The organism is Pseudomonas sp. AC112 (assembly GCF_979253545.1).
The window spans coordinates 4,742,751-4,757,576 of the sequence record NZ_CEEDCM010000001.1; the positions used below are offsets into that span (position 1 = coordinate 4,742,751).

The 14,826-nt window shown below is 63.0% G+C and carries 12 protein-coding genes; 3 read left to right on the plus strand and 9 right to left on the minus strand.

What is annotated here, in order from left to right:
* Nucleotide 1: 1 nt before the first annotated feature.
* Nucleotides 2-994, minus strand: a complete 993-nt coding sequence (gene xylF, locus AC0IYN_RS22120; RefSeq protein WP_471843238.1) for a D-xylose ABC transporter substrate-binding protein — start codon at nt 992-994, stop codon at nt 2-4.
* Nucleotides 995-1,221: 227 nt separating this feature from the next.
* A complete protein-coding gene (xylA, locus tag AC0IYN_RS22125) occupies nt 1,222-2,538 on the minus strand; it encodes a xylose isomerase (protein WP_406596372.1) in 1,317 nt (438 codons plus the stop codon).
* Between the two features lie 138 nt (nt 2,539-2,676).
* On the opposite strand from xylA, the gene AC0IYN_RS22130 reads away from it, so the two are divergent.
* Together AC0IYN_RS22130 and AC0IYN_RS22135 are read left to right on the plus strand one after the other, a co-directional pair.
* The gene (locus AC0IYN_RS22130) at nt 2,677-3,849 is read left to right on the plus strand and encodes a XylR family transcriptional regulator (protein WP_471843240.1); all 1,173 of its coding nucleotides are present in this window, start codon (nt 2,677-2,679) and stop codon (nt 3,847-3,849) included.
* Nucleotides 3,850-3,937: 88 nt separating this feature from the next.
* Nucleotides 3,938-4,915 carry a sugar-binding transcriptional regulator gene (locus AC0IYN_RS22135; protein ID WP_078049113.1) on the plus strand — a complete coding sequence of 326 codons (978 nt, stop codon included), beginning with the start codon at nt 3,938-3,940 and terminating at the stop codon, nt 4,913-4,915.
* A gap of 254 nt (nt 4,916-5,169) precedes the next feature.
* On the opposite strand, the gene dhaL is transcribed toward AC0IYN_RS22135, so the two are convergent.
* The 5 genes from dhaL to AC0IYN_RS22160 are packed head-to-tail and all read right to left on the minus strand — an operon-like array spanning nt 5,170 to nt 10,093.
* Nucleotides 5,170-5,817 (minus strand): dihydroxyacetone kinase subunit DhaL, encoded by a 648-nt coding sequence (dhaL, locus tag AC0IYN_RS22140; protein ID WP_457239197.1) that lies wholly within the window; start codon nt 5,815-5,817, stop codon nt 5,170-5,172.
* 3 nt (nt 5,818-5,820) lie between these two features.
* Nucleotides 5,821-6,822: a dihydroxyacetone kinase subunit DhaK gene (locus AC0IYN_RS22145; protein WP_406596375.1), complete on the minus strand. Its 1,002-nt coding sequence runs from the start codon at nt 6,820-6,822 to the stop codon at nt 5,821-5,823.
* Nucleotides 6,823-6,858: 36 nt separating this feature from the next.
* A complete protein-coding gene (locus AC0IYN_RS22150) occupies nt 6,859-7,617 on the minus strand; it encodes an SDR family oxidoreductase (protein WP_457239198.1) in 759 nt (252 codons plus the stop codon).
* Between the two features lie 14 nt (nt 7,618-7,631).
* Nucleotides 7,632-8,609, minus strand: coding sequence for an ABC transporter permease (locus tag AC0IYN_RS22155; RefSeq protein ID WP_406596377.1), 978 nt, complete (start codon nt 8,607-8,609; stop codon nt 7,632-7,634).
* Nucleotides 8,606-10,093, minus strand: coding sequence for a sugar ABC transporter ATP-binding protein (locus AC0IYN_RS22160; protein ID WP_471843245.1), 1,488 nt, complete (start codon nt 10,091-10,093; stop codon nt 8,606-8,608). Before AC0IYN_RS22160 ends, AC0IYN_RS22155 begins: the two co-directional genes overlap by 4 nt.
* 254 nt (nt 10,094-10,347) lie before the next feature.
* Between AC0IYN_RS22160 and rpiB the strand changes: the two genes are divergently transcribed.
* Complete coding sequence (gene rpiB / locus AC0IYN_RS22165; RefSeq protein WP_406596379.1) at nt 10,348-10,833, plus strand: ribose 5-phosphate isomerase B; 486 nt, start codon at nt 10,348-10,350, stop codon at nt 10,831-10,833.
* A 6-nt stretch (nt 10,834-10,839) separates the two neighbouring features.
* Here the strand turns inward: rpiB and AC0IYN_RS22170 are convergent, their stop codons facing one another.
* The gene (locus AC0IYN_RS22170; RefSeq protein WP_457239199.1) at nt 10,840-12,105 is read right to left on the minus strand and encodes a carbohydrate porin; all 1,266 of its coding nucleotides are present in this window, start codon (nt 12,103-12,105) and stop codon (nt 10,840-10,842) included.
* A gap of 54 nt (nt 12,106-12,159) precedes the next feature.
* Nucleotides 12,160-14,568 carry a glucose/quinate/shikimate family membrane-bound PQQ-dependent dehydrogenase gene (locus AC0IYN_RS22175; protein ID WP_471843248.1) on the minus strand — a complete coding sequence of 803 codons (2,409 nt, stop codon included), beginning with the start codon at nt 14,566-14,568 and terminating at the stop codon, nt 12,160-12,162.
* Between the last annotated feature and the right edge of the window lie 258 nt (nt 14,569-14,826).

The following is a 14,826-nucleotide window of genomic DNA, read 5'->3' on the forward strand; positions in this document are numbered from 1 at the left end:
GTCACTGCCCGGCAATCTGCTCTTTGGTATAGAACCCGTCTTTCTCCAGCACGTCGATATTGGCCCTGGTCAACGGTGTCGGCGTCAGCAGGATGGTGTCGACCTTCTTGCTGCCGTTGTCGTATTGCGAGCTGTAGGTGGGTTTTTCATTGCGTGCCAGTTGCACCGAGAGCTTGGCCGCCTCCGAAGCGATCAGCTTGAGTGGCTTGTACACGGTCATGGTCTGGGTGCCGTCGATCACACGCTTGATGGCCGCGAGGTCGGCGTCCTGGCCGGAAATCGGCACCTTGCCCGCCAGCTTCTGCGCGGCCAGGGCCTGGATCGCACCGCCGGCGGTGGCGTCGTTGGAGGCGACGATGGCATCGATTTGGTTGTTATTGCGGGTCAGCGCATTCTCGACGATGCTCAGGGCTTCGGTGGGGTTCCACTCCTTGACCCACTGCTGGCCGACCACCTTGATATCGCCCTTGTCGATGGCCGGTTGCAGCACCTTCATCTGGCCTTCGCGCAGCACCTTGGCGTTGTTATCGGTGGGCGCGCCGCCGAGCAGGAAGTAGTTGCCCTTGGGCGCCGCCTGCAGCACACCGCTGGCCTGCATCTCACCGACTTTTTCGTTATCGAAGGAGATGTACGCGTCGATATCGGCGTTGAGGATCAGGCGGTCATACGACACCACTTTGATCCCGGCCTTCTTGGCTTCGGCGACGGCATTGGTGAGCACGGTGGCGTTGAAGGGCACGATGACGATCACATCGACGCCACGGGAGATCAGGTTTTCAATCTGCGAGATCTGCTTTTGCTCATTGGCATCGGCAGATTGCACGAAGACCTTGGCATCGAGTTTTTCCGCTGCGGCCACGAAGTAATCGCGGTCGCGGGACCAGCGTTCCAGGCGCAGGTCGTCGATGGAAAAGCCGATCTTCGGATGAGCCGAATCGGCCATCACCGGCAGGGCGAGCAAGGCCAGGGCAGTGGCGATGAGTGTACGTTTCATGATTGTGTGTCCTTTTATTGTTGTTGGAAGACTCTAGACAAACACTGTCTCTGTGGTGAGCGGGATTGCCCCGCGCCGGGCTGCGAAGCAGCCCCAAAACCAGGTACCTCAGAGTGTCAGGTAAAAACACATCGCCTGCAGTGGGGCCGCTACGCGCCCCAGCGCGGGGCAAGCCCGCTCACCACATACAAGCCAACACCCCACAAGCAAGCCCGCTCGCCACAGTGCTAGCGGTAGATAAAGCGGTTCACAATACCCTCAAGCATCTCCTGCCGCCCACTCACCGCCTGCGGGTTCAGCTCCTGGGCAAACGCATGCTCAGCCAGTGATTCCAGGCTGAACTTACCCGCCAGCACGGCCTGGCCCAACGGTTGCTGCCAGCCGGCATAGCGTTGGTCCTTGAACTGCTGCAACCGGTCGTTCTCGACCATCGCCGCCGCGCGTTCCAGTGCCAGGGCCAGCACATCCATGGCCGCCACATGCCCGTGGAACAGGTCCACGTCGTCGAGGCTCTGGCGGCGCACCTTGGAATCAAAGTTGTAGCCGCCATGCTTGAAACCGCCGGCCTTGAGGATTTCATAAGTGGCCAGGGTCATTTCCTCGACACTGTTGGGGAACTGGTCGGTGTCCCAGCCGTTCTGCGGGTCGCCCCGGTTGGCGTCGATGCTGCCGAAGATGCCCAGGGACACGGCGGTGGCAATCTCGTGATGAAAACTGTGCCCGGCCAGGGTCGCGTGGTTGGCCTCGATATTGACCTTGATCTCATGTTCCAGCCCGTATTCATGCAAAAAGCCGAACACTGTGGCGCTGTCGTAATCGTATTGGTGCTTGGTCGGCTCCTGGGGCTTGGGCTCGATCAACAAGTCGCCCTTGAAGCCGATCTTGTGCTTGTGCTCCACGACCATGCGCATAAAGCGCCCAAGTTGTTCGCGCTCGCGCTTGAGGTCGGTATTGAGCAGGGTTTCATAGCCTTCACGGCCGCCCCACAGCACATAGTTGGCGCCCTTGAGTCGCAGCGTTGCATTCATGGCACTGAACACCTGGGCGGCGGCGTAGGCAAACACCTCCGGGTCCGGGTTGCTGGCGGCGCCGGCGGCAAAGCGCGGGTTGCTGAAGCAATTGGCCGTGCCCCACAGCAGCTTGATCCCGGTCTGTTCCTGATGACGTTCCAGGTGATCGACCATCTGCGCAAAGTGGTGGCGGTACTCTTTCAGCGAGCTGCCTTCGGGGGCGACATCCGTGTCGTGAAAGCTGTAGTAGTCGATGCCCAGCTTGGAGAAAAACTCGAAGGCTGCATCCGCCTTGCCGATCGCCAGTTCCATCGGATCGCCACTGCGCTGCCACGGCCGCTTGAACGTGCCCACGCCAAACATATCCGCGCCTGGCCATACAAAGGTGTGCCAATAACAGGCGGCCATGCGCAGGTGCTCGCGCATCGGTTTGCCGAGGATGATTTTATTGGCGTCGTAATGGCGAAAGGCGAGGGGGGCGTCGCTGCTGGGGCCTTCGAAGCGAACCTTCTCGACACCGGGGAAGTACGGCATGGCGTTTTCCTTATTGTTCTTGGCGGTGCCCCGATACTAGCAACGGCCAATGGGCTGGCGATTATGAAAATCACCAAGGGAGGGTGCGATTTTGAGTGGCAGGGTCTAGGCTGTTGCGACCGTCCAAGGACAACAACAATGAAAACCCTACCGCCCGTGCACCGCATTGCCTTGCTGTTCAATGGCAGCAAAATCTATGACCGTGGCATCATCGCCGGCATCGGCAATTACCTGAGCAGCACCCGTGCGTCCTGGGACTTGTTCCTCGAAGAAGACTTCCTGTGCCGCCTCAAAGGCATCGAGCGTTGGCAGGGCGATGGGATCATTGCCGACTTCGACGACCCGCTGATCGGCGAGGCGCTGGCCGGGAGCAAGGTGCCAGTGGTGGCGGTGGGGGGATCCTACGAGGATGTGCGCGACTACCCCAAGGGTGTCCCCTACGTGGCCACTGACAACGCGGCCTTGATGGAACTCGCCTATGAGCATTTGATCGAGGCCGGTGTGACGCGGTTTGCCTGTTTCAGCCTGCCCCAGGCCCAGGCCAACCGCTGGGCCCAGGAGCGCGAAAAAGCCTTCAAGCGCTTGCTGCAACGCGACGGTTTGCCGGTGCAGATCTATCGCGGCCTGGGCACCAGCGCGCCGCTGTGGGACAGCGCAGTGGAACAGCAGATCGCCTGGCTGCACAGCCTGCCCAAGCCGATTGGCATTATCGCGGTCACCGACGCCCGCGCCCGGCAATTGCTGCAAGCCTGCCTGACCGCCGGCATTGCGGTGCCGGAGGAAGTGGCGCTGATCGGCATCGACAACGACCCGCTGACCCGCACGCTCACACGCGTGCCGTTGAGTTCGGTGATCCAGGGCACCGAGACCATGGGCCGTACCGCCGCCGCGCTGTTGCACCAGATGCTGCACGGCAAGCCCTGCCGGGGGGAGCAGATCCTGGTGCCGCCGGACGCGATCAACGTGCAGGCCTCAAGCCTGCATCAACCCTTGGGCAATCCTTACGTGATGCAGGCCCTGCTGTTTATCCGCCAGTACGCGTGCCAGGGCATCAAGACAGCCCAGGTGGCGGCGTATGTGGGGGTGTCGCGCTCCTCGCTGGAGGCGCACTTTCGCAAGGCGCGCGGGTGCAGCGTGCATGACGAAATCCTGCGTTTCAAACTGGCCAGCGCCGCCAAGGGCCTGCAGGGCAACCAACTGGCAATTGCCGATATTGCGCGGCAGTGCGGCTTCAAGTCGGCGCAGTACCTGCACACGGTGTTCCGTCGCGAGTTCGGCTGTACGCCACGGGAATACCAGCACAGTCACTAGAATCTTTGCAGGCATCGCCCATTCGCCGCTGGACTTGCACCGCACAGACTAGGGAGAATGGTTTTTTGTGGCGTAAATGGAAGCTCCCATGACCGACAGTGCCCAGCGTGCCGCCAGCGACATCGACCTGATGACTGAAGTGGCCATGCTTTATTACCTCGACAACATCACCCAGGAAGCCATTGCCAAGCGCTTCGACCTGTCGCGGGTCAAGGTCAGCCGCTTGCTCAAGCGCGCCCGTGATGAAGGGGTGGTGGAGGTGCGGGTGCTGCAGCATCCGGCCCTGAACACTGAACTGGAACAGGCGCTGGTCGAGCGTTTCCAACTGGACCGCGCATTGATCGCGGTCGACCATGGCGACCCCGACACCCAGCGCTCCGCCGTGGCCAGCCTGGTCGCCAACTACCTGAACAAGACCCTCAGCGACGGCATGATCGTTGCGGTCGGCATGGGCCGCAACGTGGGCGCAGTGGCCGAGAACGTGTTCCTGCCGGTGACGCGCAACTGCACCTTCGTGTGTGCCATCGGCGGTTCGCTCAAGGCCGGCGAATACATGAACCCCGACCATATCTGCCGGCGCCTGGCCCTGCGCTTCGGCGCCGAGAGCGAAACCCTCTACGCGCCGGCCCTGGTCGCCAACCCCGAACTGCGCAGCGTGTTGATCAACAACGACACCGTGCGCTCCACCCTCGACCGCGCCCGTCGCGCCGACATCGCCTTGATCGGCATCGGTGACATGAGCGAGAACAGCAACATGGTGCGCATGGGCTGGTTCTCACCCCAGGAAATCGCCCAGGCCCGCGTGTCCGGCACCGTCGGTGACATGATGGGCTACGACTTTATCGACATCCATGGCCAGCCGGCGGTCAACACCCTGCAGGGCCGGGTGATTGGCTTGACGGTGCAGGAGTTGGTGCGCATTCCCGACGTGGTGGCGATCGCCAGCGAGAACACCAAGGCGGCGGCCACCCTCGGCGCATTGCGCTCCGGGGTGATCAACACCCTGGCGACGACCGTGTCGAATGCCTACACGATCCTCGCCCTGGATGATGCGACGCGCCGCTAGGTGACATCTTGTAGGGGGTGAGCGGGCTTGCTGCAGTGAGTAGGTTTGCTGCAATGAGCGGGCTTGTTGTTGTGAGCGGGCTTTCTGTGGTGAGCGGGCTTGCCCCGCGCTGGGTGGCGAAGCCGCCCCGATCCAGGCACCGCGTTTATCCAGGTAGAACTCATTGGCAGGTTCTGGGGCCGCTTCGCAGCCCAGCGCGGGGCAAGCCCGCTCACCACAGAGAGCTGCTCACCACAGCAATCCCCTCACCACAGCTAGGCGTCCAACCGCGCCTCGACCGATTCGGCGAGGTCGGTCAGGATCAGGCAGCACGACACCGCGCCGGCATCCAATACCCCCAGGGACCGTTCCCCCAGGCGACTGGCGCGGCCGATCTTGGCCACCAGGTCACGGGTGGAGTCGCGGCCCTGGGAGGCGGCGCTTTTCATCTGGCGCAAGGCGTCACGGAACGACGCGCCGCTGGCCTGGGCCTGTTCAAACGCCTCGACAGCCGGGATCAGCGTATCCATCAGGCATTTGTCGCCAACGCCGGCATCGCTGATGTCCTGCAGCGAGGTCAGGCCACCGCGCAGCAGCTTGGCGAAGGTCGCCGCATCGATGCTGTCGCGGCCGCGCACTTCGTCGGCCATGCCGATAAACAGGCTGCCATACAGCGGGCCCATGGAACCGCCGATGCCTTCCATCAACGCCAGGGTCAGTTCGTCCAGTGCCTCGGCCAGGGACAGTTCGCGCCCTTCCAGGGTCTTGCCGCAGCGCGAGAAACCCTTGGCCATGTTGATGCCGTGGTCGCCGTCGCCGATGGCGCCGTCCACTTCGCTGAGGTATTCGCGGTTGGCGACGATGATCGACACCAGGTTGGTGACGATGGCGCTACCGGTATTGCTGGGGAAATGCTCGCTCATGCTTCACTCCGACTGTGTCATGCCGATGGCGCGGCAGGGTTGGTCGATCAAGGTGCTCAATTCGGCGTCGAGGCCCAGCAGGGTCAGGGTCACGCCCATCATTTCCAGTGACGTGAAGTAATTGCCCACGTAACAGCGGTGAATGCGCAGGCCCTTGGCGCGCAGTTGACGCTCGACCTCGGCGTAGAAGATATACAGCTCCATCACCGGCGTGGCGCCCAGGCCCGAGACCAGCACCACCACGCTCTGGTCCTGGGTGAAGTCGCGGTCAGCCAGGATCGGCGCGAGCATGCGCTCGGCCATGGCGGCGGCAGACGCCACCGGCACCACTTCAATACCGGGTTCGCCGTGGTGCCCAATGCCCAGTTCCATCAGGCCGTCGGCAATCTGGAAGTTCGGCTTGCCCACGGCGGGGATGGTGCAGGGCGTGAGGCCGACACCAATGGAGCGGCAGTGGTCCACGGCTTTCTGCGCCACGCGGATCACACCGTCGAGGTCGTAGCCCTGGGCAGCGGCGGCACCACCGATTTTCCACATGAAGATCTCACCCGCCACGCCACGCCGCTTGGCGATGTCCGCCGGCGGGGCAGACGCCACGTCGTCGTTGGCGACCACCGTGCGGATGGTCATGTCTTTGCTGGCGGCCATTTTCATCGCCAGCTTCACGTTCATGTTGTCGCCGGCGTAGTTGCCGTACAGGCACGCCACGCCCGCGCCCTGGTCGGCGGCGCGGAAGGCATCGAAAAAGCTTTTGGCGGTGGGCGAAGAAAATATCTCGCCGACGGCGACCGCATCCACCAGCCCTGGGCCGACATAGCCGAGAAACGCCGGCTCATGGCCCGAGCCGCCGCCGGTGACAATGCCCACCTGGCCGATCGGTGAAGGCGTGCGTTTGCGGATGACCCGTGGGTTGCTCTCGTACTGCACCAGTTCCGGGTGCGCCAGGAGTATGCCCGCGAGCATGTCCTCGACCACCAGGTCCGGATCGTTGATGACTCGATTCATAGGGTGTTTCCTTGTTCTTATTCGTCTGGAATCGGATTACTGAATGCTGTAGCCGCCGTCGATCACCACGTTTTCCCCAGTGATCATCTTGGCCGCATCGCTGACCAGGTAGAGCACCAAGCCGGCGATCTCTTCCGGCTGGGCAAAGCGCCCCACCGGGATCTGCAATTTGGCCCGTTCGCCCAGTTCACCGGCCCAGGCTTTCTTGCCCAGGGCGGTTTCGACGATGGTCGGCGAGACGGCGTTGACGTTGATGCCGTGTGGCGCCCATTCCATGGCTAGCACCTTGGTCATGCCGACCACTGCGGCCTTGCTGGCGCAGTAGGCAACGTGACGATCAAGGCCGATGACGGCGGCTTGGGAAGCGAGGTTAACGATGCGCCCGCCGCCGTGTTCGATCATATGCCGGGCGCAGGCCTGGGCCACGAAGAAGCTGGCCTTGAGGTTGATGTCCAGGGTGGTGTCCCAGGCGTTTTCACTGACGTCCAGGGCTTTGTCGAGCAGGGCGACCCCGGCGCTGTTGACCAGGTAATCGATGCGCCCGAGGCGGGCAGCAGCCTGGTCGACGGCGGCCTGCAGTGAATCGAGCTGGCGCAGGTCGGCCACCACGCCCAGGTGGCCACTGCCGAGGCTGGCGGCCACTTCCACCACCGCCGGGTCACGGTCCAGCAAGGCCACCCTGGCGCCGCGTTCCACCAATAAATTGGCGCAGGCCAGGCCGATACCGGCGGCGCCTCCGGTGATCACGGCGCAACGGCCGGTGAGGTCGAACGCCTGGTTCCAGAAATTGGACATTGCACACACTCCACTTAGCGTTTTTTCTTGCGCCAGACATCGATCAGCACCGCGAGCACGATGATCAACCCCTTGGCCACTTGTTGGTAATACGAGGACACCCCGAGCAGGTTCAAACCGTTGTTGATCACCCCGATCAGCAGCGCGCCAAACAGCGTGCCGACAATGCTGCCGGTGCCGCCCGACAGGCTGGTGCCGCCAATCACCACCGCCGCAATTGCATCCAGCTCATAGGACACGCCTGCCTGGGGCAGGGCCGAGGTCGTACGCGCCGCCAGCACCACGCCCGCCAGTCCCGCCAGCAGGCCGGAAATCACGTACACCGAGAACGTCACCTTGCGCACGCCGATGCCCGAGGTGCGCGCGCTCTTTTCATTGCCGCCCACGGCGTACACGTAGCGGCCGTAGGTGGTGTAGCGCAGCACCATCCAGAAGATCAGCGCGACCACCGCAAAGATAATGATCGGCACGCCGATGGGGCCGAGCTTGCCAATGCCCATGGCCAGGAAGCTGTCCGGCAGGTCGGTGACCGGGCTGCCGTCGTTGAGGATAAAGGTCATGCCCCGCGCCACGCTGAGCATGCCAAGGGTGGCGACAAAGGGCGGGATGCTCAGGTTGGCAACCATGAAGCCATTGACCACCCCGAGCATGGCCCCGGCGAACATCCCCGCACTCACCGCTGCCAGCAGGCCATAGCCCTGGGTCGCGACCAACGCGCTGCACAAGCCGGCGAACGCCAGGATCGAACCCACCGACAGGTCGATGCCTTTGGTGAGGATCACGTAGGTCATGCCCACCGCGAGGATGCCATTGATGGAGGTCTGGCGCAGGATGTCCATCCAGTTGCGCCAGGTCATGAAGTATTCGCTGGAAAACGCCATTACCAGGCACAGCAGGATAAACACCAGCGGCAGGCCGAAACGGTCGAGGGACAGGCGCAGGCGGTTGCGCGGTGCGGCGGTAACGGCGGCGGCAAGGACTTTACTGTTCATGAGGCAAGACTCAACAAGGCTTCCTGGGAAAGGGCGGTGTCGCTGCTGACGGTGACCAGGCGGCCACCCTTGAACACGGCGATGCGATCACTCAGGTGCAGCAGCTCCGGTGCTTCGGACGAGACCACGATGGCCGCGCCACCGGCCCGCACAAACTCGTCCAGCAAGTGATAGATCTCCTGCTTGGCGCCTTCGTCGATGCCGCGCGTGGGCTCATCGCACAACAGGCAGATCGGTTGGGTCGACAGGCATTTGGCGAGCACCACCTTCTGCTGGTTGCCACCGCTCATCGACTCCACCGGCAGGTCCAGGGACGAAACCTTGATCTGCAGGCGCTTGACCATGCTGTGTGCCAGCGCCTGTTCCTTGCGCGCATTGATCACCGACCAGCTCGACAGTTGCTTGTAGGCCGAGAGTGCGATGTTCGCGAGGATGCTACCACTGAGCACCAGGCCGCTGTCCTTGCGGTCTTCGGTGACCAGGGACATGCCGGCGCGAATGGTTGCCGCCGGGGCGCCCGTGGGCAACGGCTGGCCTTGCAGGGTGGCGCTGCCGGCGTCCGGCAGGGTCAGGCCGTACAGGCAGTTGAGGAATTCGCTACGGCCCGAGCCCATCAGCCCATAGATCCCGAGGATTTCACCCTGGCGCAATTGCAGGCTGATGTCCTCGAACTCGCCCTCGCGGCTCAGGCCGCTGACGTCCAGGCAAGTAGTGGCCGTGCATTCGCGACCGACCTTGTGGTCGATGCGTTGCAGCTCCTGGCCGACGATGCCGCGCACCAGGTGGGCGCGGTCGATATCGGCCATGCGCCCGCTCTCCACAAAGGCGCCATCGCGAAAGATGCTGTAGTCATCGGCGATCTGCGCCAGCTCGCTGAGGCGGTGGGACACATAGATGATGCCGGCACCCCGTGCCGTCAGGCGGCGGATGGCCTTGAACAGGGTCTCGGCTTCACGCTCGCCGATGGCCGAGGTGGGTTCGTCCATGATCATCACCTGGCAGTCATGGCTGAAGGCCTTGGCGATTTCCACCAGCTGGATCTGCGCCACGCTCAGGCGGTGCATCGGGCGGGTGGCGTCCACGTCGAATTCGAGGCTTTGCAGCAGCTCGCGGGTGCGCCGGTTCAGTTCCTTGCTGTCGACGATACAGCCGGCACGGCGCGGCTCGCGGCCCAGCCAGATATTTTCGGCCACGGTCATGTAGGGAATGGGTTCCAGCTCCTGGGTGATCATCGCCACCCCGGCGGCCAGTGCCGCGCTGGGGCGGTCGAACTGCACCGGCTGGCCGTTGAGCAGGATGCTGCCGGCGTCACGCTGGGTGATGCCCATCAAGATGCTGAGGAAAGTCGATTTGCCCGCGCCGTTGCCGCCGCACAGGGCGTGCACGCTGCCGGCCCGCAGGGAGAGGCGCCCGTCACGCAGGGCAGGGACCCCGGCGTAGGCCTTGGAAACGTGTTCAGCCTGGAGCAGTAATGGCGTGGCCATCGGTGTGTCCTCTTGCTGATTTTCTTATTAGGTGGTTTAACCAATTGCCTGATCATATGATCGGATCATGATCATATGTTTAAACTGCCTGGGCCGGTTTTGTCAATGGCCCGGCAAGCTAGCTTGTCTCGTTTTGCAACTTTAAGGGGTAGCGCTCTTTAAATAAGCCTTGACAGTCGCCTGCCTGTCGCCTGCTAATGTTTGTGCATATTTTCAGTGAGTGATCATTTGATCGGTCTGGCGGAGAAACAATAATGGGTGCACAAACGACGTTTTCGGTGGCGATCGGATGCGACGAGGCAGGCTTTGAACTCAAGGAAATGCTCAAGGGCTTTATCGAAAGCCTTGGGCACGGGGTTGCGGATTTTGGCTGCTATTCGTCCAGCCCGGTGCTGTACCCGGACATTGCAGCCGCCGTGGCCACGGCGGTGGGGGCGGGTGAACAGCGCCTGGGCGTGTTGATTTGCGGCACTGGCATCGGCATGGCGATTTCCGCCAATAAAATCAAAGGCGTGCGGGCGGCCCAGGCCCATGACACCTATTCGGCCGAGCGCGCGCGCAAGAGCAATGATGCGCAGATCCTGTCCATCGGTGCACGGGTGATCGGGCCCGAGCTGGCCAAGAGCATCGTCAAAGTGTTTCTGGCGTCGGAATTCGAAGCGGAGCGCTCCGGGAAGAAAGTCGAGCGCATCACTGCGCTCGAACAGGCGAACAGGGCATTGCCGTCGGGCGACGACTGAGCCGCTTCAGAACACCGCCTTGACCTGCAGGCCCAGCACCAGCGCGTTGTCGATATTCTCGCCAGAAAACGCGCCCGGCTCGATGATGTATTGCACATCCGGGCGCAGGGTCAGCCATGGGGTGGCCTGGTAGCCATAACTGAGCTCGATCAACTGCTCGGCATTGTTCAGGTTCGGGTAGTCGGTCCCGGCGTTGAAGGCGGCCAGTTCCTGTACGTCGCGGCTGCGGGGGTTGGGTACGGCACGGCCATAACCCAGGGCCAGGGTGTCACGCGGCCGGCCTTCGAACGGTTTGTACAGGACCACGCCCGCGCCGTACCACTTGCTGAACGGCGAGGCCGCTTCGCTGGCTGCGGAGTACTGGCCGAAGGCGTGCAGCACACGACCGGTGGATGAATCCGAAGCCCACACCGCCTGGTCGACCAGCAGGTAGTGACCGCCGCGACCGCTGACCTCCTTGTTGCTGCCGATGCGTTTAACGTCGGAGCTGTCGTAGTAATAGCCCAGTTTGTATTCCCCTGGCAGGCGGCCCGCGTGCTTGTACACCAGCTCGATGGGCACCACGGTGCCGGTGGTGTGCTTGGGGCTCAAGTGCCAGGCGCGGCTGGAGTCGCCGTTGCTGTCCGGGTCGACGTTGAACGCGGCGACGCGCAGTTGCCAGGACGGCGCGAAGTCATATTTCACCCGCGCGCCCAGGCGTGCGTTGGGGTAGTTGGTCCAGCCGCTGCCGCCGGACATGTTCAGCGGGTGCCCACAGAAACCGGCGTTCATGAAGTTGCACAAAATCCCGCTGTCCAGGCCGCCAAGGTCATTGCCCATGGCCATGTAGCCGAGCTTGATGTTCAGCGCCGGGGTGAACAGCGTGCGTTCGTAGCTCAACTCGGTGAGGCGGGTATAGAGGCCGCCGTAGTTTTCCTGGATCGGTAGGCGGTTGCCCACCAGGTCCTCGGAGGCGCTGTTGCCGCGACGATCGTTGATGGTGAGCTGGATGCGGTCGCCATGGGTCAAGCCGTAGAGCTTGCCCAAGTCGAATTGCACACCGAGCTTGAGGTTTTGCGAGTAACGCGCCGAGCGGTGCTGGCCGCCGTGGGCGTTGTAGGCGGTTTCGCCGCTGTAGTCGCCGGTGAAACGGATGCCTTGCTCGTCGAGTTCACGGCGCAGGCCGCCCCAGTCGCCGGTCAGGGTGGTGTCATCGGCTTGCACGGGTAGCGCGGCACCCAGGGCCAGGCCGAGCAGCAGGCGCCCAAGGGAAAGATGAGAAGAGGGGGTCATGCGGGTTCTTCCAAAGCAAAAGGCACGGTGCGGGGGCACCGCGCCTGGAGGGGGTTATGGCAGGGCGTAGGCGATCACGTAGTCGCCGCGGTCGGTGGACTGGCGTGCGCCGCCCGCGGTGATGACGATGTACTGTTTGCCGGTTTTCGGCGACACGTAGGTCATCGGGCCGCCTTGGCTGCCGACGGGCAGGCGGGCTTTCCAGATTTCATCACCATTGCCGCTGTTGAAGGCGCGCAGGTAGAAGTCCTGGGTACCGGCGATAAAGATCAGGCCGCCCTGGGTCGACAGGGTGCCGCCGAGGGTTGGCAGGCCGATCTTGATCGGCAGGTGCATGCGGATGCCCAGGGGGCCGGTGTCTTCAACGGTGCCGACCGGTACTTGCCAGGCGACCTTTTGCGTCTTCATGTCGATCGCAGTCAGGGTGCCGAACGGTGGCGCCTGGCACGGAATGCCGGCCACCGACAGGAAGCGGTTCTTGTTCACGGCATACGGTGTGCCCTTGAGCGGCACGGCGCCCATGCCGGTGTTCAGCGCTTCGCCACCGGACGCGGCCTGGGCCTTGTTCTGCGACGGCACCATCTGGATCCACAGGCCCAGGCGCATGTCGTTGACGAAGATAAAGCCGTGCACCGGGTCGGTGGAAATGCTGCCCCAGTTCATGCCACCGAGCGAACCCGGGAAGCTCAGGGATTTATCGGTGCCCGGCGCGGTGTACAGGCCATCGTAGCGCATGCCCTTGAAGTCAATGCGGCACAGCAGCTGATCGTAGGGAGTGGCGCCCCACATGTCCGATTCGGTCAGGGTTTGCGCGCCGATCTGTGGCATGCCGACCGATTTTGGCTGGGTGGGCGAGTAGGGTTCGTTAGGGATGTTAGCGGCTTTGACCGGGACTTCCTGCACGTCTGTGAGTGGCTTGCCGGTGGCGCGGTCGAGCACGTAGATCTGCCCGGCCTTGGTGCCGATCACCACCGCAGGCACGGCTTTGTCGCTGCCTGGCGGCGTGAAGTCGATCAGGCTTGGCTGCATCGGCAGGTCGAAGTCCCACAGGTCATTGTGGACGGTCTGGTACACCCACTTTTCGGTGCCGGTGGAGGCGTCCAGCGCCAGCACCGAAGCGCCGTATTTGTGGTTGAGCTGGGTGCGTTCCACGCCGTAGATGTCGGTGGACGAGCTGCCCATCGGCAAGAACACGGTGTTCATCAGCGGGTCATAGGACATCGGCGCCCAGCTGTTTGGGGTGCTGCGCACATAGGTGCTGCCGTCGGCCGGGGCTTGCTTGTCTTCCGGGTTGCCCGGGTCGAAAGCCCAGCGCATCTGGCCGGTGATCACGTCGAAGCCACGGATCACGCCGCCGGGCATGTCGGTCTGCACGTTGTCGGCCACACGGCCGCCCACCACCACGGTGGTGCCGGCCATCAGCGGTGCCGAGGACAGTTGGTAGTAACTGTCCGGCACGTTACCCAGGCCGGCTTTCAGGTCCACCTGGCCATGGGTGCCGAAGTCTTCGCAGAACTTGCCGGTGTCGGCGTCCACGGCGATCAGGCGTGCATCGATGGTGTTGGTCAGCAAGCGACGCTGGCACTGCGCACCGGCGGGAACGCTGGCGGCAATAATCGGCGAGCTGTTGGGCTGGTTCGGCTGGGCAATCGGCGCGGTGGCGTCGAAGTAGGCCATGCCACGGCAACGCTGCCAGACCGCCGATTTGGCGTTGACCTCGTTCTTCCACAGCTCTTTGCCGGTGTCGGCGTCCAGGGCGATCAGGTTGTTGTGCGGCGTGCAGATGAACACTTTGTTGCCGATCTGCAGGGGCGTCAATTGGTCTTCGGCACCGTTGCCGTCGCTGATGGCTACATCACCGGTGTGATAGGTCCAGGCCACTTTGAGCTTGTTGACCGTTTCGCGGTTGATCTGGTCCAGCGCGGCAAAGCGGCTGCCACCTTCGGTGTTGCCGTAGTGCGCCCAGTCTTTCTGCGCATCCGCTGCAGCCACCGGCGTGATGCCGGGGCCGGCACCGGTCGGTGCGACGCTTGGGTGAGCGACGAACATATTGCCTGCCGCCACTGCTACACCCACCGCCAATACCGCCGCCACGGCATAGGCGCCGCGTGCAGGCCGATTGACGAGCAATGGGTAAACCAGCGCCACCACCATGCCGATGGCCGCGAACATGAACACGCGGGAGAACAAGGGCCAGAACACCAGGCCCACATCCGCCACCGCCCAGATGGCCGTGCCGACCAGAAAGGCCGCGAACAGCCAGGCGCCCGCCGGTTTGCGAGCGGCAATCAACAGCCCGGCAATCGCCATGACCGCGCCGCCGATCAGGAAGTACCAGGAACCTCCCAGGCTGACCAGTTTGACGCCGCCAATAGCCAGCGCAAGGCCGAGCAGGGCGATGATCACGCCCAGGCCCAGCAGTAATAATCTAGAGGCGCCAGCGGCGCGCGATGCTCGTTTCATGTCGAAAGGACTCGAATGTGAGAGGGCAAAGACGCGATTTTAGCAAGATAAGTAACTGGTTAGTACATTAGAGTCCTGCAATAGACTATTACAGGTGCTGCGATGATGGCGTGTGGCTAAATGTCGCCGAGGATCTGATGTGATACTTAAAGGCGCACGCAACGTGTAGTGAGCGGGCTTGCCCCGCGCTGGGCTGCGAAGCAGCCCCAATCCGGGCACCGAGATCTATCTGGATTAACTCGGTGGATTTATAGGGGG